Here is a 22927-nt window from a genome sequence, read left to right on the forward strand (position 1 = left end):
CCCCCCGCAACCGGACCCACCCCGCCCTCGACAGATTTCTGCTGCTGGTGGGTGTCGACCTTGGTCGACACGGTAGATCCACGCCACGCGTGGATGGAAACACCCAGAATCCATCTGGAGAAGAGCCCCCTTTTGTTAAAGGGGGCGCGCCAAAGGCGCGGGGATTAGGAGGAATGCGTGGACCTGAATGTTGACGATTTGCGTATCGCCGACAGGCGATACACAAATCGTCAACATTCAGGTATAAGCTGTTCTCCCGATGGAGACAGACACTACACGCTTGGGTCTGATCGAAGCCGGAGCTCCGATTTCTGCTCCGGGCGCCGAAGCATCGCCCAACGCCACGACGCTGCATCGCCCCGGTTCGGTCCGGCTGCTCTCGCTTGATGCCCACGGACGCGTACTGGACTGGATCACCTGGCAGGATGCTGCCTGCCTCTACGCCCGCGAAGCCGTCGCCTGGACACTCGGCGATCCCTGCCTGCACATCCACGGCGGCACCAACCGCTTCAGCGGCCTGCAGAGCGGCATGGACCTGCACCCGATCATCGCCGCCCGCGGTCACGCCCGCTCCCGCGCGATCGATCCCACACCGAACCTGACCAACCCGGCCCTGTTCGCCCGCGACGCCCACCTGTGCATGTACTGCGGCCAGCAGTTCGGTCGCCCCACGCTCACCCGCGACCACGTCATGCCGCTGTCCAAGGGCGGCCTGGACTGCTGGGAAAACGTGGTCACCGCCTGCTTCCACTGCAACTCGCGCAAGAGCGACCGCACGCCCCAGCAGGCCGGCATGCCGCTGCTGGCGGTGCCCTACCGGCCCAGCTGGATCGAGCACCTGATCCTGTCCAACCGCAACATCCTGGCCGACCAGATGGCCTTCCTGAAGGCGCAATTACCCAAGCGGTCAAAACTGAGCACCTGAATCGCCGAAAATGCAACCCTCACCGTCCTGTCACGGACGGCGGCGTTTGCTTGCCCCACCCCCGTTTGAGGGCGAAAATGGGCGTTCAGAACAAGTGCGAACATGATGATCGACTCTGCCCGCTATCCCCGCCTCGCGCGCATCCAGACACCGGATGACCTGCGCACGTTCGACGAATCCGAATTGACGGCGGTCGCCGATGAACTGCGCGCCTACCTGATCGAATCGGTGGGCAAGAGCGGCGGCCACTTCGCCGCCGGCCTGGGCGTGATCGAACTCACCGTGGCCCTGCACTACCTGTACCAGACCCCGGTCGATCAGCTGGTCTGGGATGTCGGTCACCAGACCTATCCGCACAAGATCCTCACCGGTCGCCGCGACGAGATCCATACCGTCAAACAGAAGGACGGCGTCGCGCCTTTCCCGAAGCGCGAGGAAAGCGAGTACGACACCTTCGGCGTCGGCCACTCTTCGACCTCGATCTCGGCCGCGCTCGGCATGGCCATCGCCCGCCAGTCCGAAGGCGACGACCGCAAGGTCGTGGCGGTGATCGGTGACGGCGCGATGACCGCCGGCATGGCGTTCGAGGCGCTGATGCATGCCGGTGGCATGGAGCCCGAGCCGAACCTGCTGGTGATCCTCAACGACAACAACATGTCGATCTCCGAAGCGGTTGGCGGCCTGACCAAGATGCTCGGCCGCGCCACCGGCAGCCGCACGCTCAACGCACTGCGAGAAAGCGGCAAGAAAATCCTGGGCGACAAGAAGAACAATCCCGCGCGCTTCGTGAAGCGCTGGGAAGAACACTGGAAGGGCATGTTCGTGCCGTCCACGATGTTCGAGGAAATGGGCTTCCACTACACCGGCCCGATCGATGGCCACGACCTGCCGGCACTGCTGTCTGCGCTGAAGACCCTGCGCGCCTCCAAGGGTCCGAAGCTGCTGCACGTGATGACCACCAAGGGCAAGGGCTACGAGCCGGCCGAAGGCGACCAGATCGGTTACCACGCAGTGGGTCCGTTCGATCCGGACAAGGGCCTGGTGGCCAAGGCCGGCGCCAAGAAACCGACCTACACCGATGTGTTCAGCGACTGGTTGTGCGATGCCGCCGCCGCCGAGCCGCGCCTGTACGGCATCACCCCGGCGATGCGCGAAGGCTCCGGCCTGGTGCGTTTCAGCAAGGAATACCCGCAGCGCTATTTCGACGTGGCGATCGCCGAGCAGCACGCGGTCACCCTCGCCGCTGGCATGGCCACCCAGGGCGGCAAGCCGGTGGTGGCGATCTATTCCACCTTCCTGCAGCGCGCGTACGACCAGCTGGTGCATGACGTGGCGATCCAGGACCTGGACGTGCTGTTCGCGATCGACCGCGCCGGCGTGGTCGGCCCCGACGGCGCGACCCACGCCGGCAACCTCGACCTGAGCTTCCTGCGCTGCGTGCCGAACCTGGTGGTGATGGCACCGTCCAACGAAGCCGAGTGCCGGCAGATGCTCAGCACCGGCCTGCAGCACCCGGGCCCGGCCGCTGTACGCTATCCGCGTGGTACCGGCACCGGCGTGGCCGCCGGCAACGACCTGTCCACGCTGCCGATCGGCAAGGGCGAGCTGCGCCTGCAGGGCAGCCGTATCGCCCTGCTCGCCTTCGGCAGCACCGTGGCTGCGGCCGAACAGGTCGGCCGCGAACTGGGCCTGAGCGTGGTCAATATGCGCTTCATCAAGCCGCTTGACCGCGAGCTGGTGCTGGCTGTCGCCGCCCAGCACGAGGGCCTGGTGACGATCGAAGACAACGTGGTGGCCGGTGGTGCCGGTTCCGGCGTCGGCGAGCTGCTCAATGCCGAGGGCGTGCAGCGCCCGATCCTGCACCTGGGCCTGCCCGACAGCTACCAGCACCACGCCAGCCGCGAGGACCTGCTGGCTGAAGCGGGTATCGATGCCGCCGGCATCCGCGCGGCAGTGCTCAAGCGCTGGCCGCAACTGGCGACCGGTACCCCGCCGCTGAGCGCGGCCGGCTGAGGCAGGCCAGCACCGCCTGGTGGATCCACGCACGGCGTGGGTCTACTGCGGACCGGAGTATATCCACGCCATGCGTGGATGGCGGAACCCCGAAAACGCGCCCCGGCCCTCAGCCGTAGCTGACCGCCTCCACGAATGCACCACTGGCCTCCACGCGCACCGCCGCGCGTTGCCCGGTATCGACAAAGTGCAGGCGTGCGAGGGTTTCGGCGAAATCGTAGGCGCGGGCGCCATCACGGAACTCGATCGGCTCCGGCCTGTCCGGGTGCAGCACGCGCCATTGGCGCTGTTCGCATTGCAGGCGGATCAACATGCGGCTCACTCCTTGAGGCAGCGTATCGACGTTGGCGTACGACCGCACCGATACCGGCACGGACTGTCGTTGCAGATCAGGGACACCCGAAGACTCCCTGATCGCAGAAGATACGTTGTTCAAAATGTGAGCTGTATCAGATTATTCTGATTTTCGAGGGGGACGCTCAGTTCACCTGGAACTGGGCCCGGCAACCATTGCTGACCCAGATGCCGCGACGGTCCCAGCCCCAGGTCTGGCCTTCGATGCAGGCGCTGCGCGAATCCTGGCGGACCATGCGCACGCCACGGCGGATGCGGGCTTCGCAGTACTCCTGGCGGTGGCCGTTGGAATGGCAGGTGACGACCTCGCCGCCACCCCAACCGTTGCCGTTGCCCCAACCGCCGCCATTGCCCCAGCCCCCACCGCGGCGGTATTCGCCGACAAACTCGGCACGGCAACCCTGGGTGACCCATATCCCGTAGCGCGATTGGCCCCAGGTCTCACCCTCGACACACGGCGAACCCGACAACTGGCGGATCATCCGGGCCCGGCCTTCCAGACGGCACTCATTGCTGCGGTTCTTGATCGACTCGCAGCGCACGATGCCACTGCCTTGGCGACCGCCATAGCGATCATCGTCATAACCGTAGCCATAGCTCTGCGCCTGTGCGCCACCGGCGGCTGCCAGCATCGGCAACAGGGTGCAGGCCAGGGTGCGCCAGGGGAGTGCCTTGCCCATCGATATCTCCAGATGAATACGATGGCGCAAGCATCAGTGATTCCCGACGCGGCGCACAGGGGGCGCGCAAAGACGGTTCTTTCCCCATTCAAACAACCCAACCGCGGCTGACCGCACCGGCCTCGCCTGGGCGTCATTCGACGATGAGCGCGTCCACGGCATTACCGAGTGCTTCGACCCGCACCCGACTGGGCTGGCCGGTACGACGGTGGTGCTCCAGGGCCAGTGCGGCGGCGGCGTCGAACGCGTCGGCACCGCGCGCATAACGGGCGGCATCAGGCGCGTGCGGGTCCAGCACGGACCAGTGCTGGTGGTTGCATCGGATAGTAATGACCATGAAAGGCTCCCGGGGGTTCGAAGATTCGTCGGCGGGTCCTACCGCCAGTATCCCGTCAGGCTAGCGAGCGCCTCAGGAATGGCCTATCAGATTTGTACGAAAATGCCTCGGGATTCGGTCGGTCACCCCTGCCCTCACGTCGCTGAGTCCATTTACCGAATTCATTTCGTGATCCTTGTCACGGAGTCAGCACGGCTTCACACTACTGTCACCAACAGGGGCCCCTTCCACATGCGCACCTTCTTTTCCCAGCAGCGTTCAACGCTTCTTAAGTTCTACTTCGTGGCCAGCTATCTGGTGCTGATCGAGGAACTGATCCGCGCCGTCGTGTAGAGAGCGCTTGCTGAAGGGTTATTTGCGACAGACACTGTCGCTTTAGGCACGGAGCCAGCCCGATGAAAGCACTTCTCCTGATTCCCGTCCTGATGCTCCTGGCCGCCTGCGCGAGCCAGGACAAGGCAGCTGCGCGCGCTGACGCGGCAGCGGCCGCGCCGGCCACACCGATGGTCGGCGGTGACCGCGACGCCCACGGCTGCATCGGCTCGGCCGGCTACCAGTGGTGCGAACACAGCCAGCGCTGCGAGCGTCCGTGGGAACTGGCCAAGGCCCACGGCCTGGCCAATACCGCCGAGGCCATCGATGCCTACTGTGCGAAGCCGGCCAGCCCGGCCCGCAAGTGAGCCGCAGGCGCCATGGCTGAGCTGAGCCCACTGCCGACCCTCGCACCGGGTCGCTATCGCCATTTCAAGGGCGGCGAGTACGAAGTGATCGACATCGTCCGCAGCAGCGAGACACTGGAGCCACTGGTGCTGTATCGCGCCCTTTATGGCCAGGGCGGCCTGTGGGTGCGGCCGTACCCGATGTTCGTCGAACAGGTGCCCGGCGAACACGGGCCGCAACCCCGCTTCGCTCGGATCGACGATTGACCGGAAGCTGCCGGCCGCGGCCGGCAGCGCGGCGCATCTGCAGGCCTGCGCTACAATCGTACCGTCCAGTCGGTTTCTTCCCATCATGTCCGCATCCCCCTCCCGCTCGCGCCGCAAGGCGCCCGACAGCGTGCGCCAGTCACTGCTGCAGGCCACCATTGAAGTGATCGGCCGAGATGGCCTGGCCGCATTGACCGTGCAGGACGTGGCCCACGCCGCCGGTGTCAGCAAGGGCGCGCTGTTCCACCACTTCAGCAGCAAGCAGGCACTGGTCGATGAAGCCATCGGCGCACTCATCGGCGAATTCGAAGCACGCGTGCGCGCCCTGCTGCTGCAGAGCGCACCTGGCCATGGCTGCTTCAGCCGTGCCTATGTGCAGGCCAACTTCGAACACCTGCTGCAGCAGGAAGAAGACAACGACATCGGCCTGACCCTCGGCAATCTGATGGAGCCGGCCCTGCTCGCGCATTGGCGCACCTGGAAGCGCGCCATGCTGGCCGAATTCCCTGACGAGGCCAACGATGCACGGTTGTATGCCGCGCGCTGCGCCGCCGACGGCTACTGGGCTACCGCCTACGGCCGGCCGCTGGACGAAGAAGAGCGCCTCAACGCGCTGGCCATGGCCGAGCAGGCCCTGAAGTTGTGCGACCCGTTGTGAGCCGGAGCCTGCAATGAGCCCTTACGCCTGTCTTGCCGCTGCGATCGTGCTGGAAGTGATCGCCACCTCGCTGTTGAAGGCGTCCGATGGCATGAGCCGCCTGGCACCGACACTGGGCGCATTGGTCGGTTACGGCCTGTGCTTCTATCTGCTGTCAGTGACGATGAAGTCGATCCCCACCGGCATCGCCTATGCGATCTGGTCCGGTGTCGGCATCGTGCTGATCTCGCTGATCGGGCTGGTGGTCTTCAAGCAACGCCTGGATGCACCGGCGCTGATCGGCATCGGGCTGATCTGTGCCGGCGTGCTGGTGATCAACCTGTTCTCGCACAGCAGCGCACACTGAGCACGCTGCTGCGCGGTCAACGCTAGCTGACCTTCTTCGCTACGGTCATGCCGAGCAGGAACAGCACCACGGCGATGATGATGCCAGCCCAGAACAGGAACTTGGCGATGCCGACCGCGGCGCCGGCAATGCCGCCGAAACCGAGCACGCCCGCGATGACGCCGATGATGGCGAAGATGATGGCCCACTTGATCATGTCAATCCTTTCCCCACGGGGACTGCGTACTGGATGATCAGGCTAGGCCGTGGCCGATGCGGCAGTCGTGAACAGGCCGCGTGCGCGGCGTGAATCAGCGCGGCCGGAAGCGCAGCAGCGCCACCGCGAAAGCCAGGAACACGCTGCCCACCAGCCGCTCGAACCAGCGTCGTGCGAAGGGCTTGGCCAACCAGCGGCGCAGGCCATGGCCTCCGGCGGCATACATCACGTACCAGAACAGCTCGCAGGCAGCGAAGGTGGTGACAAGCACGCTGTACTGCAGCGCCTGGCCGCGCGACGGATCGACGAACTGCGGCAGGAACGCCGCTGCGAACAGCAGCAGCTTGGGGTTGCTCAGGCCCACCAGAAGACCGCCACGGAACACCGTCCACGCACCATGTACCGGCATCGTCGGCAGTGCGGCATCGGTCGTCACCGGCGGTGCAGGCCGGCAGCTGTCGCGCCACGCCTTCAGGCCCAGCCACGCCAGGTAGGCCACGCCCAGGTAGCGCAGCACATCGAACAGCATCGGCGAGGAATGCAGCAGCGCACTCAGGCCGGCCGCGGACGCTGCCAGCACCAGCAGCATCGCCAGCAGGCAACCGGCCATCGCCGGCACGCTGCCGCGGAAGCCGAGCCCGACGCTGCGGCCAAGGATATGCAGCATGTTCGGCCCAGGCGTACCGCACAGCACAAAGACCGTGGCCAGGAACCACCACCAGGTATGCAGGGCCATTTCTTCAGTCGCTCCAGGAAACCCCGCCAGCTTAAGCGGTTGCCACCATCAGCGGCACATACAGCGCGGCGTGGATACAAGGGTTACAGATCCCGGCCATCGGCACCCGGACGCCATCTGTGCTGCAATGACGGCCCCTGGCATGGAGCTGCGCATGAAAACCCTGGGCCTGATCGGCGGTATGAGCTGGGAAAGCTCGGCGCAGTACTACCGTCTCATCAACGAGGAGGTGCGGCAGCGCCTGGGAGGCGCGCATTCGGCGCAGCTGCTGCTGTGGTCGGTGGATTTCGCCGGCATCAAGCAGCTGCAGCACGACGGCGACTGGGATGCACTGGGCGACCACATGGTCGACGCCGCACGGCGGCTGCAGGCCGGCGGTGCTGACCTGCTGCTGATCTGCACCAACACGATGCACAAGCTGACCGACCGTATCGAGGCCGCCTGCCCGCTGCCGCTGCTGCATATCGCCGACCCGACCGCATCTGCCATCGTGCAGTCGGGCATACGCAGGGTGGGCCTGCTGGGCACCGCCTTCACCATGGAACAGGACTTCTACCGCGGCCGGCTGCAGGATCGCTTCGGCCTGGAGGTACTGGTCCCCGATGCCGATGATCGTCGCAGCGTGCACGACATCATCTACCAGGAACTGATCGCCGGCGTGGTCAGTGATCGCTCGCGACAGGTCTATGTCGACGTGATCGCACGCCTGGTCGAGCGCGGTGCCGAAGCGATCATCCTCGGTTGCACCGAGATCATGCTGCTGGTGCGAACGGAGGACAGCGCCGTGCCGCTGTTCGATACCACCACCCTGCATGCGCTGGCCGCGGTGGACGCGGCACTGGCCTGAACCGATACCGGACAGGGCCCGGAATCAGTCCGCGCCCTGCACTTCCAGCGCGGTGATGAGCCAATCGACCACCGCCTGCGAATCACACAGGAAGAAGATGGCATCGCCGGAGCGCGCTTCGGTAAGCAGCCGATAGACGGTGATCGCCACCGCCGATTGGTTGGCGATGAACACTTCCGGACTGCGCGGTCCTTCGCTGTGGCCGGCCTCGGCGTGCAACGCCTTGCGCGCAGCCACGGTGGCAGCCGGGTCTGCGCTGCGGGTCAGTTCCGGCCCGCGCAGGCCCCAGGCGATGAACACATGCTTGCCCTTGAACGTGGTGTCCAGGACCCGCACCTCGGCGCCGCCTGCGTCGGCCGAGCGATGAATGACGGTACTGCTGATCAACGCAACCCCCTGTGGTCGTCGTGGTCCGCGCATCGTCCTCCGCAGGCCGCCCGCACGCCAGTGACGACAGCCACAGGCTGTGCCGACAGGCGTGGGAGACATGTAAGAAGGTGTAAGCCGATGCGATCGGATGTGCAGCGATGATACGGGATGTAAGCCCCTGCATGGGCTGGCGCGCACTACTAAATCCCCACTGAGCCATCGCCGGAACGATCCGTTCCGGCAGCCCCGGGCTGGGCCATTCTTGCCACCCGTTCCCCACCCGAGGCTCCACATGACCCATCGCCTGCTGCTGCCGATCGCCGGCACCGCCCTTGCCCTGCTGCTGGCCGCCACCGCCGTGGCCGCCCAGGACTACGACACCGACCACATTCCACCGCTGCGCTGTGAGTCGCAGTTCAACAAGACCCAGCAGTGCCCGATCGAGGGCCGCATGCGCCTGGCAAAGCAGCTCTCGGTCACCCGCTGCGTCGAGGACAGGAACTGGGGCCAGAGCCGTCGCATGCTGTGGGTCACCGATGGCTGCCGCGCCGAGTTCGTTGCCGACGAACAGGGGCGCGGACGCTGGCCCGGGCGCGGCCGGGACCGCGACGATGACGGCGAACGCCTGGTCTGCGAGTCCTATGAAAAGAAGGAAAAGGAATGCCGCATCCGTGTTCGTCGCGACGTGCGCCTGGTCAAACAGAAGTCGGTGACGACCTGCATCGAGGATCGCAACTGGGGCTGGGACCGCCACGGCGTGTGGGTCAGCGACGGCTGCCGGGCCGAGTTCCGGGTGTATTGACTGCCGAGCACGCGCTGGCTGCGGCGGGTAGGCATGCGTGCGGGACAGAGCCGATAGACTATGGCCTGTACATGGCAGGGAGCGCGACATGGAACGATGGTATCTGGCGACGCTGTTGGCGTTGATCCTGCATCAGATCGACGCTGCGTTCTGGCAGGAATGGGCCATGTTCCATGTGCCCGGTGACATCCAGGGCTTCCTGCTGTTCAACCTGCTTGCGATCGGCTTCGTGCTTTGGGGTTATCGCCAGACCCTGCTGGGCACATCGTCCGCGCGCGGCCATGCGCTGGTGTGTGGCGCGCTCGGTATTGGCACGGCGCTGATCCATCTGGCGTTTGCCCTGTTCGGTCGCGATGAATTCCACCTGCCGCTGTCGATCGCCGTCCTGCTCGCCTGCTTTGTGTCGGGCGGCGGCCTGTTGCTGCAGCTGCGCCGGCGATGAACCGGACGTCCTCTTCCCCGCACCTGCGCGACGGCATTCCGCAGGACGCCGATGCCTTGATCGCGCTCGACAGCGTGGCCGCCATCGATCCAAGCCGGGCCATGCAGATCGGCGATTGGCTGGCACGCGGCGGCGTGCAGGTTGCCGAGCAGAACGGCAAGGTCGTCGGCTACCTGGTCATTCATCACCACTTCTTCGGCGAAGCCTTCATCGAAATGCTGATGGTGGCGCACGCACAGCGCGGCCAAGGCATCGGTACCGCACTGCTGCTCCAGGCCATCGCAATGCATGGCCGGCGCAAACTGTTCACCTCGACCAATGCCTCCAACATCGGCATGCAGCGCCTGCTCGCTGCGTCGGGCTTCATCGACAGCGGCATCGTACACGGATTGGACGAAGGCGACCCGGAGCTGATCTACCGCTTCGCGGGTGCATGATCGGCCTCTGCCGCACGCACAAAAAAGCCCACGCATCGCTGCGCAGGCTTCTTGGTTCATCACAGTGGTCGGGACGGCCGGATTCGAACCGACGACCCTCTGCCCCCCAGGCAGATGCGCTACCAGGCTGCGCTACGCCCCGACTGATGCTGCGATGTGCCCGCCAGTGCGGCGGGCCGTGAAGTATAGCGGATTACGATGGAAATGGGGTCAGCGGCGCAGCAACTGCAGCACTTCTTCCAGCTCCATGCGCACCTGCTTGATGATCTGGTTGCTCAATGCCGATTCCTCGCGGGCATCGGGGCCATCCAGACGCAGGCGTGCACCACCGATGGTGTAGCCCTGTTCGTACAGCAGGCTGCGGATCTGCCGCACCATCAGCACGTCGTGGCGCTGATAGTAGCGACGGTTGCCTCGGCGCTTGGCCGGCTCAAGGCTGGGAAACTCGGTTTCCCAGTAGCGCAGGACGTGCGGCTTGACGTCGCACAGCTCGCTGACCTCACCAATGGTGAAGTAGCGCTTGGCCGGGATCGGCGGTAGTTCGCGGTTACTGCCCGGATCCAGCATAAGCTTCCACCCTCTCCTTGAGCTTCTGGCCCGGACGGAAGGTGACCACCGTACGGGCGGAAATCGGAATTTCCTCGCCGGTCTTGGGGTTGCGACCCGGGCGCTGGTTCTTGCGCCGCAGATCGAAATTACCGAAGCCCGACAGCTTCACCTGACGTCCCTGTTCCAATGCTTCACGCAGCACATCGAAAAACGCGTCGACGAATTCCTTGGCTTCCCGCTTGTTCAGACCGACTTCGTCGAACAGCTTTTCCGCCATCTCCGCCTTGGTCAATGCCATTGCCTGCTACCCCCGAGTGCTGCCCGCTCAGCCGCGGATCCGGGCGTGGTGTTCACGCTCGATGGCAGTGACCGCCTCGGCCACCACCGCATCCACGTCGCGGTCCGTCAGAGTGCGCGACTTGTCCTGCAAAATCAAGCCCATAGCGAGACTCTTGAATCCCGGCTCGACGCCCTGGCCGACATAGCGGTCGAACAGGTTCAGGTCGCGCAGCAGCGGCCCAGCGGCCTGGCGGACAGTCGCCGCCAGCTCGGCCCAGGCCACCTGCTCAGGCACCAGGAACGCCAGGTCGCGGCGCACCGCCGGGAAGCGCGACAGCTCGCCGGCACGCGGCAGGCGGCGGGCGGACAGCGGCTCCAGGTCCAGTTCGAAGGCATAGACATCGGCTTCGATGTCCATCGCCCTGGCCAGCCGCGGGTGGACCTGGCCGATCCAGCCGATCGCCACGCCGTCGCGGAACACCTCGGCCGAACGTGCCGGGTGACCGTAGGCACGGTCCGACGGGCGGAACTCCAGTACCGCGCCACTGGCGGCGGCCAGCGATTCCAGGTCGCCCTTCAGGTCATGGAAATCGACCTTGCGGGTCGGCAGGCCCCACTGCACCGCCTGCGCTTCACCGCAGACCGCAGCGGCCACGCGCGGGGTTTCCAGCGGTGCCGGTTGCCCGTCACCGGCCTGCCGGGCGAATACCCGACCAATCTCGAACAGGCGCACGCGGCCCAGCTGGCGGGCAGCGTTGCGACCGAGCGTGGCGACCAGGCCCGGCAGCAGCGACGGGCGCATCACCGCCAGTTCGGCCGACAGCGGGTTGGCCAGCGGCACCAGGTTGTCGCGCAGCTGCCACTGGGTCAGCAGCGCATCGTCGACGAAGGCGAAGTTCACGGTTTCCTGCTGGTCACGGGCGATCAGCTGGCGACGCACGCTCAGCGCGTCCAGTTGGGTCTCGCTCGGCATCGCCACGCGCGAGGCACCGCCCGGCAGCGTGGTCGGAATCTGCTCGTAGCCGTGGATGCGGGCCAGCTCTTCGATCAGGTCTTCCTCGATGGCGATGTCGAAACGGCGGCTCGGCGCCGTGACCTGCCAGCCATCGGCGGTCGCAACGACGTCCATGCCCAGCGCGCGGAGGATGCGTTCGACTTCGGCATCGTCGATGGTGATACCAAGCACGCGGGTGATGCGGGCGCGGCGCAGCACGATCGTCGCCGGCTTCGGCAGGTCGCCGGCGCGCACGGCCTCGGTGACCGCTGCCGGGGTACCGCCGGCCAGGTCCAGCACCAGGCGGGTGGCGTATTCGATGGCGGTGCGCGGCAGTGCCGGGTCGACGCCGCGCTCGAAGCGATGGCCGGCATCGGTGTGCAGACCCAGCTTGCGACCGCGGCCCATGATCGCGGCCGGAGCGAAGTGCGCGGCCTCCAGGAACACGGCGGTGGTGGCGTCGGTGACACGGGTGTCGAAGCCACCCATCAGGCCGGCCAGACCGACCGCACGATCGGCGTCGGTGACCACCAGGAAGCTGTCGTCCAGCGCGGCGTCGCGGCCGTCCAGCAGCTTCAGGCTCTCGCCGGCGCGCGAACGGCGCACGGCGATGCTGCCCTGCAGAGTACCGAGGTCGTAAGCATGCATCGGCTGGCCCAGCTCCAGCATCACGTACTGGGTGATGTCGACCAGCAGCGAGACCGGGCGCACGCCACTGCGGCGCAGGCGCTCGGCCATCCACAGCGGAGTCTTGGCGGCGGCGTTGACACCTTCGATGACACGACCGAGGTAGCGCGGCGCCTCGGCGCCGGCATCGAGCTGGATGGCCAACTCACGGCTGCCGACGGCGGGAATCGCCTCGGCGGTGAAATCCAGCACGTCGCTGCGGGTGGCCGCGGCGACGTCGTAGGCGATACCGCGCAGGCTGAAGCAGTCGGCGCGGTTCGGGGTCAGCTTGATCTCGATGCTGGCGTCCGGCAGGCCCAGGTACTCGACCAGGGTCTGGCCGACCAGCGCGTCGTCCGGCAGTTCCAACAGGCCGGAGGCATCGTTGTCCAGGCCCAGCTCCTTGGCCGAGCACAGCATGCCGTTGGACTCGACGCCGCGCAGCTTGGCCGGCTTGATCTTCAGCTCACCGATCTGCGCACCGACCATCGCCAACGGCGCGACCAGGCCCGGACGTGCGTTCGGTGCACCGCAGACGATCTGCAGCAGCTCGCCCTGCCCGGCATCGACCCTGCACACCTGCAGGCGGTCGGCCTCCGGGTGGCGCACCGCTTCGACGATGCGTGCCACGACCACGTGATCAAGGCCTTCGCCCAGCGCGGTCACTTCCTCCACTTCCAGGCCGATGGCGGTCAGCACCGCGCTCAGTTCTTCGCGCGATGCGCTGGTCGGGACGTGGCTGCGCAGCCAGTTTTCGGAGAATTTCATGGTGTCACCCTGGTGGGCCCGGCGCATGCGCCTGGGCCTGCGTTGTTGAGTCCGCCGGGCATGACCCGGCGCTACCTGGTGGTTTACGCGAACTGTTTCAGGAACCGCACGTCGTTCTCGAAGAACGCGCGCAGATCGTTGACGCCGTAGCGCAGCATCGCGAAGCGCTCCACGCCCATGCCGAAGGCGAAGCCGGTGTAGCGCTCCGGATCGATGCCGACATTGCGCAGCACGTTCGGATGAACCATGCCGCAGCCGAGCACTTCCAGCCAGCGGGTGCTGCCATCGGGCTGCTGCCAGGCGATGTCCACTTCCGCGCCCGGTTCAACGAACGGGAAGTAGCTGGGGCGGAAACGCATTTCGAAATCGCGCTCGAAGAACGCGCGTACGAACTCGGCCAGCGTGCCCTTCAGGTCGGCGAAGGTCGAATGCTCATCAACCAGCAGGCCTTCCACCTGGTGGAACATCGGCGAATGGGTCTGGTCGCTGTCGCTGCGGTACACCTTGCCGGCGGCAATCATGCGCAGCGGCGGCGCGTGGTCGCCCATGTAGCGCACCTGCACACCGGAGGTGTGCGTGCGCAGCAGACGGCCGTCGCCAAAGTAGAAGGTGTCGTGCATGGCGCGCGCCGGGTGGTGCGGCGGGAAATTCAGCGCCTCGAAGTTGTGCCAGTCATCCTCGATCTCCGGCCCTTCCGACAGCTCGTAGCCCAGCCGGCCGAAGATGCCGGTGATGCGCTCAAGGGTGCGGGTGATCGGATGCAGGCCGGCGCGCTCGGCGCTGCGGCCCGGCAGGGTGATGTCGATCGATTCGGCGGCAAGGCGCGCGTCCAGTGCGGCGTCTTCCAATACCGCCTTGCGCTCGCCCAGCGCGTGACTCAGCGCATCGCGGGCCTGGTTGATGGCTTCACCGGCAGCCTTGCGCTCGTCAGCCGGCAACGCGCCGAGCTGCTTGAGCTGCGAAGTGATGCTGCCGCTCTTGCCAAGCAGGGCCACGCGCAGCTGTTCCAGCACGTCGGGGCTCTGTGCGGCGGCCACATCGGCCAGCGCCTGGGTGGTGAGGGATTGGATGTCGCTCATGGGGGGCCGGAACTCCAGTCGATCTGCCATCGCGATGCGCGAAGGGCCGACCCCTGTCGCCACCGCCGTCCCCGCGCTGCCGCTGTGGCCACGCCGGGACCCAAAAAAGAATGGGGAAGGACTTGCGCCCTTCCCCATGCATTGCCTTGACCTGACACCGTTCCGAGGAACGGTTACGGCATCGGGAAGGACTTATGCCGCCAGCGCGCCCTTGGCCTTTTCGGCCAGTGCGGTAAAGCCGGCTGCGTCGTGCACGGCGATGTCAGCCAGGACCTTGCGATCCAGGGTGATGCCGGCCTTCAGCAGACCGTTCATGAAGCGGCTGTAGCTCAGACCATTGATGCGGGCAGCCGCATTGATGCGGGTGATCCACAGCGAACGGAAGTTGCGCTTCTTCTGCTTACGGCCGATGTAGGCGTACTGCTGTGCCTTGATGACCGCCTGCTTGGCAACGCGGAAGACCTTGCGACGGGCGTTGTAATAGCCCTTGGCGAGATCCAGAATTTTCTTGTGGCGGCGACGCGCCTGTACGCCACGCTTAACTCGTGCCATTTTTCAGTTCCTCAGAGGTAAGGGAGCATGCGGTCCAGACGGCCTGCGTCTTCTGCACGGACATGGCCCGTCTGACGCAGATTACGCTTACGCTTGGTCGCTTTCTTCGTGAGGATGTGGCTACGGTTGGCGTGGCCGCACTTGTACTTGCCCGAGGCGGTCTTGCGGAAACGCTTGGCCGCTGCCCGGTTGGTCTTGATCTTGGGCATTGCAATGTCCTTGATGGGATATGACCCTGGTTTCTGACTGATCTGGCGGCGGCCTGGGCCGCTCTTTCCGTCCTGCCATGATCGGCGTACGACCCGTCCTGGGTGGGTCGAGCCGGGCATGATACAGGCAAACAGGGGCCATCACCAGCCCCTGCCACCCTTTTCACGCCCGTCTTCACATCGCAGGCGGCGGAGCCGCCCGCACAAAGGCAAAAGGGCGCCAGCGGCGCCCTTTCACCTTTCCATTCAGCCGCCAGGCGCCCCGGAAGGCAGCCCGTCAGGCCTCAGGTTTTCTTCTTCGGCGCGATCATCATGACCATCTGACGCCCTTCCAGGCGCGGACGGGACTCGATGACGATGTCTTCACCCAGATCGGACTCGATCCGGTTGGCCATCTCGCGACCCAGTTCCTGGTGGCTCATTTCACGGCCACGGAAGCGGATGTTGACCTTGATCTTGTCGCCTTCTTCAAGGAAACCGCGCATCTTGCGCAGCTTGATCTGGTAGTCGCCCTCGTCCGTGACCGGACGGAACTTCACTTCCTTGATCTCGACCTGCTTGGTCTTCTTCTTGGCCTCGCTGGCCTTCTTCTGCGCTTCGAACTTGAACTTGCCGAAGTCCATGATCTTGCAGACCGGCGGGTCGGCCTGCGGCTGGATCTCGACCAGGTCCAGGCCCTCATCTTCGGCCATGGACAACGCTTCGTCACGCGTCAACACGCCGATCATTTCTCCGTCACTGCCGATCACGCGGACGCGCGGCACACGGATTTCCTGATTCTTGCGGTTCTGTTTGTTGTCAGGGGTACTGATATTGCGATCTCCCAAGGGTGTCGAACCCGGCCCGGGCGCCAATGCGCACGGGCCGGACCTTTGCTTACGCGCCCTCGGCCTGGAGCCGCTCGATGAAGGCCTGGAGGCTCATGCTGCCGAGATCTTCGCCAGAACGCGTACGCACCGCCACAGCGCCGTTTTCCTTCTCGCGGTCACCGATGACCAGCAGGTACGGCACGCGCTGCAGCGTGTGCTCGCGAATCTTATAGCCGATCTTCTCGTTACGCAAATCCGCGCTGACGCGGAAGCCTTGATCCGCAAGGGTTTTGGTCACGTCCGAGACGTATTCAGCCTGGGCGTCGGTGATATTGGCCACCACCACCTGGGTCGGCGCCAGCCAGGCCGGGAACTGCCCTGCATGGTGCTCGATCAGGATGCCCAGGAAGCGCTCCATCGAGCCGACGATGGCGCGGTGGAGCATGACCGGGTGCTTCTTCTGGCTGTTCTCGTCCACGTACTCCGCGCCAAGGCGGCCGGGCATCATGAAGTCGACCTGCATCGTGCCCAGCTGCCAGGTACGGCCGATGGCGTCCTTCAGGTGGTACTCGATCTTCGGGCCGTAGAAGGCGCCCTCGCCCGGCAGCTCCTGCCATTCCACGCCATTGCTGGACAGTGCCGAGCGCAGCGCGGCTTCGGCCTTGTCCCAGGTGGCGTCGTCACCCAGGCGCGATTCCGGTCGCAAGGCGATCTTGACCTGGATCTCATCGAAGCCAAAGTGCTGGTACACCGCCAGCGCCTGCTGGTGGAACGCGGTCACTTCGGCCTCGACCTGGTTTTCCGTGCAGAACACGTGCCCGTCGTCCTGGGTGAAACCACGCACGCGCAGGATGCCGTGCAGCGCGCCGGATGGCTCGTTGCGGTGGCAGGCGCCGAACTCACCATAGCGGATCGGCAGGTCGCGGTAGCTGTGCAGGCCCTGGTTGAACACCTGGACGTGGCCCGGGCAGTTCATCGGCTTGAGCGCGTAGGTACGCTTCTCCGATTCGGTGAAGAACATCGCGTCCTGGTAGTTGTCCCAGTGGCCCGATTTCTGCCACAGCGACACGTCCAGGATCTGCGGGCAGCGCACTTCGCCGTAGCCGGTGCTGCGGTACACCTTGCGCATGTACTGCTCGACCACCTGCCACAGCGCCCAGCCCTTCGGGTGCCAGAACACCAGACCCGGGGCTTCCTCCTGCAGGTGGAACAGGTCCTGCTGCTTGCCGATGCGACGGTGGTCGCGCATTTCGGCTTCCTCGATGCGCTTGATGTACGCCTCGAGCTGCTTCTTGTCGGCCCAGGCGGTGCCGTAGATGCGCTGCAGCTGCTCGTTCTGCGCATCACCACGCCAGTAGGCACCGGAAATGCGGGTCAGCTTGAAGGCCTTCAGGAAACGCGTGTTCGGCACGTGCGGGCCGCGGCACATGTCCACGTACTCCTGGTGGTAGTACATGCCCATCGCCTGGATATCGTCGGACATGTCCTCGATCAGGCGCAGCTTGTAGTCCTCGCCACGGGCCTTGAAGATCTCGACCACCTCGGCGCGCGGCGTCACCTTCTTGATGACGTCGTAGTCCTGGGCGATCAGCTCGCCCATGCGCTTTTCGATCGCAGCCATGTCTTCGGGCGTGAATGGGCGCTCGGAATAGATGTCGTAGTAGAAACCCTCGGCGATCACCGGACCGATCACCATCTTCACGTCCGGGTACAGCTGCTTGACGGCGTGGCCAACAAGGTGTGCACAGGAATGGCGGATGATTTCCACGCCCTCCTCGTCCTTGGCGGTGATGATGCGCAGGCTGGCATCGTGGTCGATGACATCGCTGGCATCGACCAGCACACCATCGACCGAACCGGCGATGGTGGCCTTGGCCAGGCCGGCACCGATCGACTGGGCAACGTCCATGACGCTGACGGGGTTTTCGAATTCGCGGCGGCTGCCGTCGGGAAGAGTAATGTTGATCATCGCAGTGGCTTCGTGCGGGGCCCGCGCGGGCGGGCTGGAAAGCGGTTCCGGGCCAGCGCCCGGGCAATAAAAAAGCGCCGCGAGGGCGCCGGGAACTCGGGCCTTCGGGGGCAGGTCAACAGTGGGCGGTGGTAGTGCTCATGTCGCACGCTCGGCCGGCGCTGGGCGCGGGCCACCTTGTTCCAGTCAGGATTCAACAATGATCTTAAACCAGCGCAGGGGAAAGCCCAAGGGCTACCGTACGGCCCGCTGAATGGGCTTCGCTGGCGGCGTCAAATTGCAATGATTACCATGTCGGCGCAGGTCGCCCCGTGCCAGCCTGCCCGCTTCCCCCCAGGACCCCGTGATGCGCCACCCGCTCCGACCGGCTCCCGCCGGCCCCGCCCGTGCCCCGCGTTCGCCAGCCCGCTGCGGCGCCGGTCGCGCGCAATGATCACCGTCGGCCTTTCCACGCTCGGCTTCTGCAGCCTGGGCATGCTGGCAGCGATGTTCTCGGCGCTGGCGTTCTATGCCGCCTCGACGCACTGCCGCTGGCCACGCCTGCGCCGCGCCGGCCGCCTCGGGCGGCAGATCGGCCTGGTCGCGGCCGTTGCCGCGCTGTGGCTGTGGATGGCCGAGCTCGGATTTGCCGCCGGCCTGGTGGCGATGCTGTGCACCTGGATGCTGGCGGCGATGCTGCTGCCGGCACTGGCCGCCTGGCATCGTCCCGGCACGGAGTCGCCCTGATGTGGCCGCGCGCCTTCGCCGGCATTGTTGCCGGCTTCTTCCTGGCAGCCGCTGTAACCGGCCTGCTGGCGTGGCTGCCGCCCGGCCCCTGGCAGCGTGCCCTGGTCCCCACCCTGATCGCTTTCATCCCGCTATGGATGCTGGCCGCCCTGTGGGCATTCAGCTTCCGCAGTGCGCTGCGCGCCTGGCTGGTGCTGGCGGGCAGTGCCGCCGTCGGCTTTGCCGCGCTCGGGCTGCTGCGCCTCACCGGCGCGGTGCAATGAGACACACCCCATGAAGTTCAGTTCGCAGACCCTGCGCACGTTCACCACCCTGCACACCTGGGTCGGCCTGGTCGCCGGCTTCGGCCTGTTCGTAGCCTTCTATGCCGGTGCACTGACCCTGTTCCACCACGACCTGCCGCTATGGCAGACCCCGGGCGCAGCCAGCGCATTGCCGGCCGGCCTGGACGACGCACAGTACCTGCTGGAAGACGTGCTGGCCGCGCATCCGGAGGCGCGCCGCCACATCGGCATGACCTTCCCCGGCGCTGAACACCCGCAACCGCTGGCTTACTGGCAGGCGGACGACGGCAGTTGGCGCTACGCCTGGCCAGGGCAGATCGCCGGCAGTCCGACGCCGCCGCAGACCGGGCTGGCCGAACTGGTCAACGAACTGCACTACAGCCTCGGCCTGCCGGTGGCCGGCATCTACGTCATGGGCATCGTCAGCCTGCTGTATGGCATGGCCCTGCTCAGCGGCCTGGTGATCCACCTGCCGAAGTTGTTCGGCGACCTGTTCGCACTGCGTCCCGGCCGCAATCTCAAGCAGTTGTGGCAGGACGCCCACAACGTGATCGGCGTGCTCAGCCTGCCCTTCCACCTGATGTTCGCGGTGACCGGCGCTCTGCTTTGCCTGGTATTCGTGCAGATGGCACTGCTCAATCCGTTGATCTACGACGGCAAGGCGCTGCAGGCAGTGCCGACGGCGATGGACACCGCACCGGTGCGCGAGGCCACTGGCATCCCGGCGCCGCCGGGCAGCCTGCGCGTGCTGCATGCACGGGCACTGGAAGTCGCGCGGGCACAGGGTGTGGCCAGTTTCGAGCCGGCCTACCTGAAGCTGGCCAATGCCGGCGACGCCAACGCCACCATCGAGATCACCGGTGAATCCAGCGGCACCCTCGGCCCGCTCGGCGCGGTGGCGCTGGACGTGGCTACCGGCAACGTCCTGGCGTCCCAGCTGCCCGGCCAGCGCGACGCCAACCATGCCACGCTCAGCGCTGCCTATGCGCTGCACTTCGGCGAGTTCGGCAACGGCGTGGTGGTCTGGCTGTACTTCCTGCTCGGCCTGGGTGGCGCCTTCCTGTTCTACTCGGGCAACCTGCTGTGGATCGAGTCGCGGCGCAAACGCCGCCAGCCGCAGCAGCCACGCGCCGGGGTGAACATGGCGCGGGCCACGGTCGGCGTCTGCATCGGCCTCTGCGTGGCGATCTCGGTCGCGTTCGTCACCGCTTTGGTGCTGGAGCGGCTGGCACCGTCGGCGGTCGACCACGGCATCCGCTGGGCCTGCTTCGGCAGCTGGGTGTTGTGCGCGTTGTGGGCAGCACTGCGACGGCCGGCACAGGCCGCACGCGAGTTGCTGTGGGCCGCAGCGATCAGTACCGCGCTGGTGCCGGTCGTGCACGGCGCACTCAATGGCGACTGGTTGTGGCGCGCGGCCGCGCGCGGCCACTGGCCGCTGTTCTGGGTCGATGCGATCGCGCTGGCCATGGCCTTCGGCTTCGCCCGCCTGGCGGTGGCCAGCCAGCGCCGTGCCCGCCACGGCGACCCGAACAGCGTCTGGGCCGATTGAGCCGACGCCGGGCATGGCCCGGCGCTACCGAAGCGGTCAATCGCCGATGCGGGCCTTCTGCCACGGGCCCAGCATCGCGTTGAGCAGGCTGGCTTGTTCGTCGTCGCCGGTCAGCTCCCACATGAATACCCCGGCCAGGCCCTGCTCGCGGGCGAACTGCGCACGCAGGCCGATCGAGCGCGGGTCTTCATAGCTGATGAATATCTTCTGCTCCGGGTTGTACAGCCAGGGGCTCTGCGCCTGCGGCTGCCAGTGCTTCGTCCAACCCGTCTGGTCGAGAAAACGCGCCTTGATCACCCGCCAGTCGCCAGCATCGGCCGGAGCACTGTAGGCCTGGTACAACCCGTCGGCAGCATCGCCGGTGACCTTGAAGCCGCGTCCGTAGAACGGCACGCCCAGCACCAGCTTGTCGGCCGGCACACCGTGCTCGCGGTAGTACTGCACCGCGCCGGCCACGTTGTTCCAACGTCGCAGTTCCGGCGCCAGCGGGTCAGCCGACACCTCGTGCAGTGGCGCATTGAAGGTCGACACCGCCGAGAAGCCGGTGCCCATGTCGTAGCTCATCAGGTTGATGAAATCGAACACCCTGGCCAACGCCGGCAGGTCATAGCTCGCCGCGGGATCGTAGGGGCCATCGGTCTGCAGGCGACCGGCCGCCAGCGCTGCAGTCAGCAGCATCGGCTGCCCCGCCTTGCGGCCGCGCGCGTCGAGTGCCGCGCGGAACGCCTGCGCGAGCTTGGTCAGGTTGGCGCGATCCTGCGGGCGGTGCGCCAGCTCCTTCGGCCCACCGCTGACCGGGAATTCCCAGTCGATGTCCACGCCATCGAAACTGCCAGCATGACGATCGAAGAACAGCGCCATGCACGAGTCGACCAGGCGCTTGCGGCTGGCCTCGGTCAGTGCTGCATCGGAAAACCCACCCGCGCCCCAGCCACCGATCGAAATCAGCGTGCGCAGGTGCGGATGCGCCTTTTTTAGTTCAGCCAGCGCGGCGAAGTTCTTCGGCGCTTCCGCACCAACCGTGCAGCGGCCGTCCTCGATGGTGGAGAACGCGTAGAACAGATGGGTCAGGCGCTCGGCGGGAATGCTCGACACCGGGTAGCGCTCGGCCGAACCACCTGGGTAGTAGGCACCGAAGATCGGCGGCTGCGCCGGCGCGGCGTGCGCGGCGATGGGCAAGGCACCGGCAGTCAGCACGGCAAGGACGGCCACGGTCTGGCGGAACATGGGATCTCCCGGTTCAAAGGCGCAGCCACGTTAGCAAACCGATGGGGCTGTGGGACGGTTGTCGCGGCATGTCGTCCCGCGGACAGGCACCGGTTGTTGCAAGCTGCCACGGGCCTGGCCAATCCATGTCGAAAGCAGGTCGCTGCAGGACAACATGCGGCCTGGCTGGGCTATGGTGTCGCTGGATTTTTACCGACACACGGACATGAGCACAGACCACGACGCAGATGGCGAACCGCTTGACGACGAGACACTGGAAAAGCTGCAGGCACTGGAGGCGCGTGCCTATGCGGCATTCGACGAGGGCGATCTGGTCGATGCAGCCGATCTGTTCGGCGAACTGGTCGAACTGACCCCTTGCATCCCCCACCTGCACTACATGCGCGGATTGGCACACAAGTACCTGCGTGACTGGCCCGCTTCACTGCAGGACAACCTGCGCTCGGAACAGCTGCGCGACGAATTCGACGTCGCTACCGCGTGGAATGCCGGCATTGCCGCCACCGGCGCGGGTGACTGGGTGGAAGCACGCAGGCAGTGGAACCAATGCGGCATCGCCGTGCCGGAAGGTGAAGGCCCGATCGAAGGCAATTTCGGCGTCGCCTGTGTGCGCCTGAATCCGTGGTCAAGTGGCGAAACCGTCTACATGCGCCGACTGGACCCGGTGCGAGCACGGGTAGAGAACGTGCCGTTGCCCGAGAGCGGATTCCGCTTCGGCGACATCGTGCTGCACGACGGCGCCTCTACTGGACAACGCCTGTACGGTGAGCGCCATGTGCCCGTGTTCAACGCCATGCAACGCCTGCAGCAATCGGACATGGCTACCTATGCGGTGTTCGTGCAATGCGACGCGGCCGAGGACATCGCCGCACTACGTGGACTGAGCCTGCCCGGCATCGGCCTGGTCGAGGACTGGACCCATTCGGTGCGCCACCTCTGCCTGCGCTGCAGCTATGGCACGCCACACCAGCATGATGATGGCGACGCAGATGACGACGAAGGCTGGGGACGCGATCGCAATCTGGGCATTGCCGCACAAGGCCGGGCTGCGGTGGAGAAGCTTATGGCGGCGTGGACGGCGGCTGGCGCGGGACGCGTGCTGGAGGCCATCGAACAGCGCGAGCATCCGCTGAGTGACCCCGAGCCGGGCCAGGTGTGGTGGCTGGGGGAAGAGGAAGACGAGGAAGCGTAGTAGCCCC

29 protein-coding genes and 1 tRNA gene are annotated in these 22927 nt (G+C 66.0%); 14 read left to right on the plus strand and 16 right to left on the minus strand.

The window, feature by feature from the left end:
* Positions 1–259 precede the first annotated feature (259 nt).
* Both DI041_RS18065 and dxs read left to right on the plus strand, forming a co-directional pair.
* Positions 260–925: an HNH endonuclease gene (locus DI041_RS18065; RefSeq protein WP_046985953.1), complete on the plus strand. Its 666-nt coding sequence runs from the start codon at positions 260–262 to the stop codon at positions 923–925.
* A gap of 105 nt (positions 926–1030) precedes the next feature.
* On the plus strand, positions 1031–2938 hold the full coding sequence (gene dxs / locus DI041_RS18070) for a 1-deoxy-D-xylulose-5-phosphate synthase (RefSeq protein WP_136639969.1): 1908 nt from the start codon (positions 1031–1033) through the stop codon (positions 2936–2938).
* 109 nt (positions 2939–3047) lie between these two features.
* On the opposite strand, the gene DI041_RS18075 is transcribed toward dxs, so the two are convergent.
* From DI041_RS18075 to DI041_RS18085, 3 genes are all read right to left on the minus strand, one after another.
* The gene (locus tag DI041_RS18075; RefSeq protein ID WP_005417823.1) at positions 3048–3251 is read right to left on the minus strand and encodes a hypothetical protein; all 204 of its coding nucleotides are present in this window, start codon (positions 3249–3251) and stop codon (positions 3048–3050) included.
* Between the two features lie 166 nt (positions 3252–3417).
* A complete protein-coding gene (locus DI041_RS18080; RefSeq protein WP_136639968.1) occupies positions 3418–3972 on the minus strand; it encodes a DUF3011 domain-containing protein in 555 nt (184 codons plus the stop codon).
* A 133-nt stretch (positions 3973–4105) separates the two neighbouring features.
* On the minus strand, positions 4106–4309 hold the full coding sequence (locus DI041_RS18085; protein ID WP_046983951.1) for a hypothetical protein: 204 nt from the start codon (positions 4307–4309) through the stop codon (positions 4106–4108).
* A gap of 395 nt (positions 4310–4704) precedes the next feature.
* Between DI041_RS18085 and DI041_RS18090 the strand changes: the two genes are divergently transcribed.
* The 4 genes from DI041_RS18090 (at position 4705) to DI041_RS18105 (ending at position 6239) form a co-directional block, all read left to right on the plus strand.
* On the plus strand, positions 4705–4989 hold the full coding sequence (locus DI041_RS18090; RefSeq protein WP_136639967.1) for a hypothetical protein: 285 nt from the start codon (positions 4705–4707) through the stop codon (positions 4987–4989).
* Between the two features lie 12 nt (positions 4990–5001).
* Entirely contained in the window at positions 5002–5235 is a 234-nt protein-coding gene (locus DI041_RS18095; protein ID WP_046983954.1) for a DUF1653 domain-containing protein, read from the plus strand.
* Between the two features lie 85 nt (positions 5236–5320).
* Positions 5321–5893: a TetR/AcrR family transcriptional regulator gene (locus DI041_RS18100; protein WP_046983955.1), complete on the plus strand. Its 573-nt coding sequence runs from the start codon at positions 5321–5323 to the stop codon at positions 5891–5893.
* Positions 5894–5906: 13 nt separating this feature from the next.
* Positions 5907–6239: an SMR family transporter gene (locus DI041_RS18105; protein ID WP_136639966.1), complete on the plus strand. Its 333-nt coding sequence runs from the start codon at positions 5907–5909 to the stop codon at positions 6237–6239.
* A 22-nt stretch (positions 6240–6261) separates the two neighbouring features.
* Here the strand turns inward: DI041_RS18105 and DI041_RS18110 are convergent, their stop codons facing one another.
* On the minus strand, positions 6262–6435 hold the full coding sequence (locus DI041_RS18110; RefSeq protein WP_006380555.1) for a DUF1328 domain-containing protein: 174 nt from the start codon (positions 6433–6435) through the stop codon (positions 6262–6264).
* A 94-nt stretch (positions 6436–6529) separates the two neighbouring features.
* Positions 6530–7171, minus strand: a complete 642-nt coding sequence (locus DI041_RS18115; RefSeq protein ID WP_136639965.1) for a LysE family translocator — start codon at positions 7169–7171, stop codon at positions 6530–6532.
* Positions 7172–7313: 142 nt separating this feature from the next.
* Here DI041_RS18115 and DI041_RS18120 point away from each other — a divergent pair, with 142 nt between their 5' ends.
* Entirely contained in the window at positions 7314–8018 is a 705-nt protein-coding gene (locus DI041_RS18120; protein ID WP_308518121.1) for an aspartate/glutamate racemase family protein, read from the plus strand.
* A gap of 24 nt (positions 8019–8042) precedes the next feature.
* On the opposite strand, the gene DI041_RS18125 is transcribed toward DI041_RS18120, so the two are convergent.
* Positions 8043–8438, minus strand: a complete 396-nt coding sequence (locus tag DI041_RS18125) for a hypothetical protein (protein WP_046983958.1) — start codon at positions 8436–8438, stop codon at positions 8043–8045.
* A gap of 241 nt (positions 8439–8679) precedes the next feature.
* Between DI041_RS18125 and DI041_RS18130 the strand changes: the two genes are divergently transcribed.
* The 3 genes from DI041_RS18130 (at position 8680) to DI041_RS18140 (ending at position 10068) form a co-directional block, all read left to right on the plus strand.
* Positions 8680–9189, plus strand: a complete 510-nt coding sequence (locus DI041_RS18130; RefSeq protein ID WP_046983959.1) for a DUF3011 domain-containing protein — start codon at positions 8680–8682, stop codon at positions 9187–9189.
* A gap of 88 nt (positions 9190–9277) precedes the next feature.
* Entirely contained in the window at positions 9278–9631 is a 354-nt protein-coding gene (locus tag DI041_RS18135) for a DUF6713 family protein (RefSeq protein ID WP_136639964.1), read from the plus strand.
* On the plus strand, positions 9628–10068 hold the full coding sequence (locus DI041_RS18140) for a GNAT family N-acetyltransferase (protein WP_136639963.1): 441 nt from the start codon (positions 9628–9630) through the stop codon (positions 10066–10068). Before DI041_RS18135 ends, DI041_RS18140 begins: the two co-directional genes overlap by 4 nt.
* Positions 10069–10133: 65 nt before the next feature.
* Here the strand turns inward: DI041_RS18140 and DI041_RS18145 are convergent.
* The 9 genes from DI041_RS18145 to thrS form a co-directional block, all read right to left on the minus strand.
* Positions 10134–10210: transfer RNA gene (locus DI041_RS18145), tRNA-Pro, on the minus strand.
* Positions 10211–10278: 68 nt separating this feature from the next.
* Positions 10279–10635, minus strand: a complete 357-nt coding sequence (locus DI041_RS18150; protein ID WP_005410431.1) for a MerR family transcriptional regulator — start codon at positions 10633–10635, stop codon at positions 10279–10281.
* The gene (locus tag DI041_RS18155) at positions 10616–10915 is read right to left on the minus strand and encodes an integration host factor subunit alpha (RefSeq protein ID WP_005410432.1); all 300 of its coding nucleotides are present in this window, start codon (positions 10913–10915) and stop codon (positions 10616–10618) included. The genes DI041_RS18150 and DI041_RS18155 overlap by 20 nt, the downstream gene beginning before the upstream one ends.
* Positions 10916–10942: 27 nt before the next feature.
* Complete coding sequence (gene pheT, locus DI041_RS18160; protein WP_136639962.1) at positions 10943–13324, minus strand: phenylalanine--tRNA ligase subunit beta; 2382 nt, start codon at positions 13322–13324, stop codon at positions 10943–10945.
* 83 nt (positions 13325–13407) lie between these two features.
* Complete coding sequence (locus DI041_RS18165) at positions 13408–14403, minus strand: phenylalanine--tRNA ligase subunit alpha (RefSeq protein WP_012511694.1); 996 nt, start codon at positions 14401–14403, stop codon at positions 13408–13410.
* 192 nt (positions 14404–14595) lie between these two features.
* Entirely contained in the window at positions 14596–14955 is a 360-nt protein-coding gene (rplT, locus tag DI041_RS18170) for a 50S ribosomal protein L20 (protein WP_006380762.1), read from the minus strand.
* An 11-nt stretch (positions 14956–14966) separates the two neighbouring features.
* A complete protein-coding gene (gene rpmI, locus DI041_RS18175) occupies positions 14967–15164 on the minus strand; it encodes a 50S ribosomal protein L35 (RefSeq protein WP_005410436.1) in 198 nt (65 codons plus the stop codon).
* Positions 15165–15448: 284 nt separating this feature from the next.
* Positions 15449–15991 (minus strand): translation initiation factor IF-3, encoded by a 543-nt coding sequence (gene infC / locus DI041_RS18180; RefSeq protein ID WP_136639961.1) that lies wholly within the window; start codon positions 15989–15991, stop codon positions 15449–15451.
* A gap of 49 nt (positions 15992–16040) precedes the next feature.
* On the minus strand, positions 16041–17942 hold the full coding sequence (thrS, locus tag DI041_RS18185; protein WP_046983963.1) for a threonine--tRNA ligase: 1902 nt from the start codon (positions 17940–17942) through the stop codon (positions 16041–16043).
* Positions 17943–18371: 429 nt separating this feature from the next.
* On the opposite strand from thrS, the gene DI041_RS18190 reads away from it, so the two are divergent.
* The 3 genes from DI041_RS18190 to DI041_RS18200 are packed head-to-tail and all read left to right on the plus strand — an operon-like array spanning position 18372 to position 20501.
* Positions 18372–18668 carry a hypothetical protein gene (locus tag DI041_RS18190; protein WP_046983964.1) on the plus strand — a complete coding sequence of 99 codons (297 nt, stop codon included), beginning with the start codon at positions 18372–18374 and terminating at the stop codon, positions 18666–18668.
* Positions 18668–18931: a hypothetical protein gene (locus DI041_RS18195; protein WP_046983965.1), complete on the plus strand. Its 264-nt coding sequence runs from the start codon at positions 18668–18670 to the stop codon at positions 18929–18931. Before DI041_RS18190 ends, DI041_RS18195 begins: the two co-directional genes overlap by 1 nt.
* A 10-nt stretch (positions 18932–18941) precedes the next feature.
* The gene (locus DI041_RS18200) at positions 18942–20501 is read left to right on the plus strand and encodes a PepSY-associated TM helix domain-containing protein (RefSeq protein ID WP_046983966.1); all 1560 of its coding nucleotides are present in this window, start codon (positions 18942–18944) and stop codon (positions 20499–20501) included.
* 36 nt (positions 20502–20537) lie between these two features.
* On the opposite strand, the gene DI041_RS18205 is transcribed toward DI041_RS18200, so the two are convergent.
* Positions 20538–21728, minus strand: coding sequence for a glycoside hydrolase family 18 protein (locus DI041_RS18205; RefSeq protein ID WP_136639763.1), 1191 nt, complete (start codon positions 21726–21728; stop codon positions 20538–20540).
* 205 nt (positions 21729–21933) lie between these two features.
* Between DI041_RS18205 and DI041_RS18210 the strand changes: the two genes are divergently transcribed.
* A complete protein-coding gene (locus DI041_RS18210; protein WP_248298510.1) occupies positions 21934–22920 on the plus strand; it encodes a hypothetical protein in 987 nt (328 codons plus the stop codon).
* The last annotated feature ends 7 nt before the right edge of the window (positions 22921–22927 follow it).

It is taken from the genome of Stenotrophomonas maltophilia, assembly GCF_004920835.1.
Taxonomy (GTDB): Bacteria; Pseudomonadota; Gammaproteobacteria; order Xanthomonadales; family Xanthomonadaceae; genus Stenotrophomonas; species Stenotrophomonas maltophilia_AQ.

Coding starts and splice junctions, on each gene's coding strand:
- DI041_RS18100 (WP_046983955.1), top strand. CDS start 5,321: ATGTCCGCATCCCCCTCCCGCTCGCGCCGCAAGGCGCCCGACAGCGTG.
- DI041_RS18105 (WP_136639966.1), top strand. CDS start 5,907: ATGAGCCCTTACGCCTGTCTTGCCGCTGCGATCGTGCTGGAAGTGATC.
- DI041_RS18115 (WP_136639965.1), bottom strand. CDS start 7,171: ATGGCCCTGCATACCTGGTGGTGGTTCCTGGCCACGGTCTTTGTGCTG.
- DI041_RS18085 (WP_046983951.1), bottom strand. CDS start 4,309: ATGGTCATTACTATCCGATGCAACCACCAGCACTGGTCCGTGCTGGAC.
- DI041_RS18095 (WP_046983954.1), top strand. CDS start 5,002: ATGGCTGAGCTGAGCCCACTGCCGACCCTCGCACCGGGTCGCTATCGC.
- dxs (WP_136639969.1), top strand. CDS start 1,031: ATGATCGACTCTGCCCGCTATCCCCGCCTCGCGCGCATCCAGACACCG.
- DI041_RS18075 (WP_005417823.1), bottom strand. CDS start 3,251: ATGTTGATCCGCCTGCAATGCGAACAGCGCCAATGGCGCGTGCTGCAC.
- DI041_RS18190 (WP_046983964.1), top strand. CDS start 18,372: ATGATCACCGTCGGCCTTTCCACGCTCGGCTTCTGCAGCCTGGGCATG.
- thrS (WP_046983963.1), bottom strand. CDS start 17,942: ATGATCAACATTACTCTTCCCGACGGCAGCCGCCGCGAATTCGAAAAC.
- pheT (WP_136639962.1), bottom strand. CDS start 13,324: ATGAAATTCTCCGAAAACTGGCTGCGCAGCCACGTCCCGACCAGCGCA.
- DI041_RS18205 (WP_136639763.1), bottom strand. CDS start 21,728: ATGTTCCGCCAGACCGTGGCCGTCCTTGCCGTGCTGACTGCCGGTGCC.
- DI041_RS18200 (WP_046983966.1), top strand. CDS start 18,942: ATGAAGTTCAGTTCGCAGACCCTGCGCACGTTCACCACCCTGCACACC.
- DI041_RS18210 (WP_248298510.1), top strand. CDS start 21,934: ATGAGCACAGACCACGACGCAGATGGCGAACCGCTTGACGACGAGACA.
- DI041_RS18080 (WP_136639968.1), bottom strand. CDS start 3,972: ATGGGCAAGGCACTCCCCTGGCGCACCCTGGCCTGCACCCTGTTGCCG.
- rpmI (WP_005410436.1), bottom strand. CDS start 15,164: ATGCCCAAGATCAAGACCAACCGGGCAGCGGCCAAGCGTTTCCGCAAG.
- DI041_RS18140 (WP_136639963.1), top strand. CDS start 9,628: ATGAACCGGACGTCCTCTTCCCCGCACCTGCGCGACGGCATTCCGCAG.
- DI041_RS18135 (WP_136639964.1), top strand. CDS start 9,278: ATGGAACGATGGTATCTGGCGACGCTGTTGGCGTTGATCCTGCATCAG.
- rplT (WP_006380762.1), bottom strand. CDS start 14,955: ATGGCACGAGTTAAGCGTGGCGTACAGGCGCGTCGCCGCCACAAGAAA.
- DI041_RS18195 (WP_046983965.1), top strand. CDS start 18,668: ATGTGGCCGCGCGCCTTCGCCGGCATTGTTGCCGGCTTCTTCCTGGCA.
- DI041_RS18090 (WP_136639967.1), top strand. CDS start 4,705: ATGAAAGCACTTCTCCTGATTCCCGTCCTGATGCTCCTGGCCGCCTGC.
- DI041_RS18130 (WP_046983959.1), top strand. CDS start 8,680: ATGACCCATCGCCTGCTGCTGCCGATCGCCGGCACCGCCCTTGCCCTG.
- DI041_RS18110 (WP_006380555.1), bottom strand. CDS start 6,435: ATGATCAAGTGGGCCATCATCTTCGCCATCATCGGCGTCATCGCGGGC.
- DI041_RS18150 (WP_005410431.1), bottom strand. CDS start 10,635: ATGCTGGATCCGGGCAGTAACCGCGAACTACCGCCGATCCCGGCCAAG.
- DI041_RS18120 (WP_308518121.1), top strand. CDS start 7,314: ATGGAGCTGCGCATGAAAACCCTGGGCCTGATCGGCGGTATGAGCTGG.
- DI041_RS18065 (WP_046985953.1), top strand. CDS start 260: ATGGAGACAGACACTACACGCTTGGGTCTGATCGAAGCCGGAGCTCCG.
- DI041_RS18155 (WP_005410432.1), bottom strand. CDS start 10,915: ATGGCATTGACCAAGGCGGAGATGGCGGAAAAGCTGTTCGACGAAGTC.
- DI041_RS18165 (WP_012511694.1), bottom strand. CDS start 14,403: ATGAGCGACATCCAATCCCTCACCACCCAGGCGCTGGCCGATGTGGCC.
- DI041_RS18125 (WP_046983958.1), bottom strand. CDS start 8,438: ATGCGCGGACCACGACGACCACAGGGGGTTGCGTTGATCAGCAGTACC.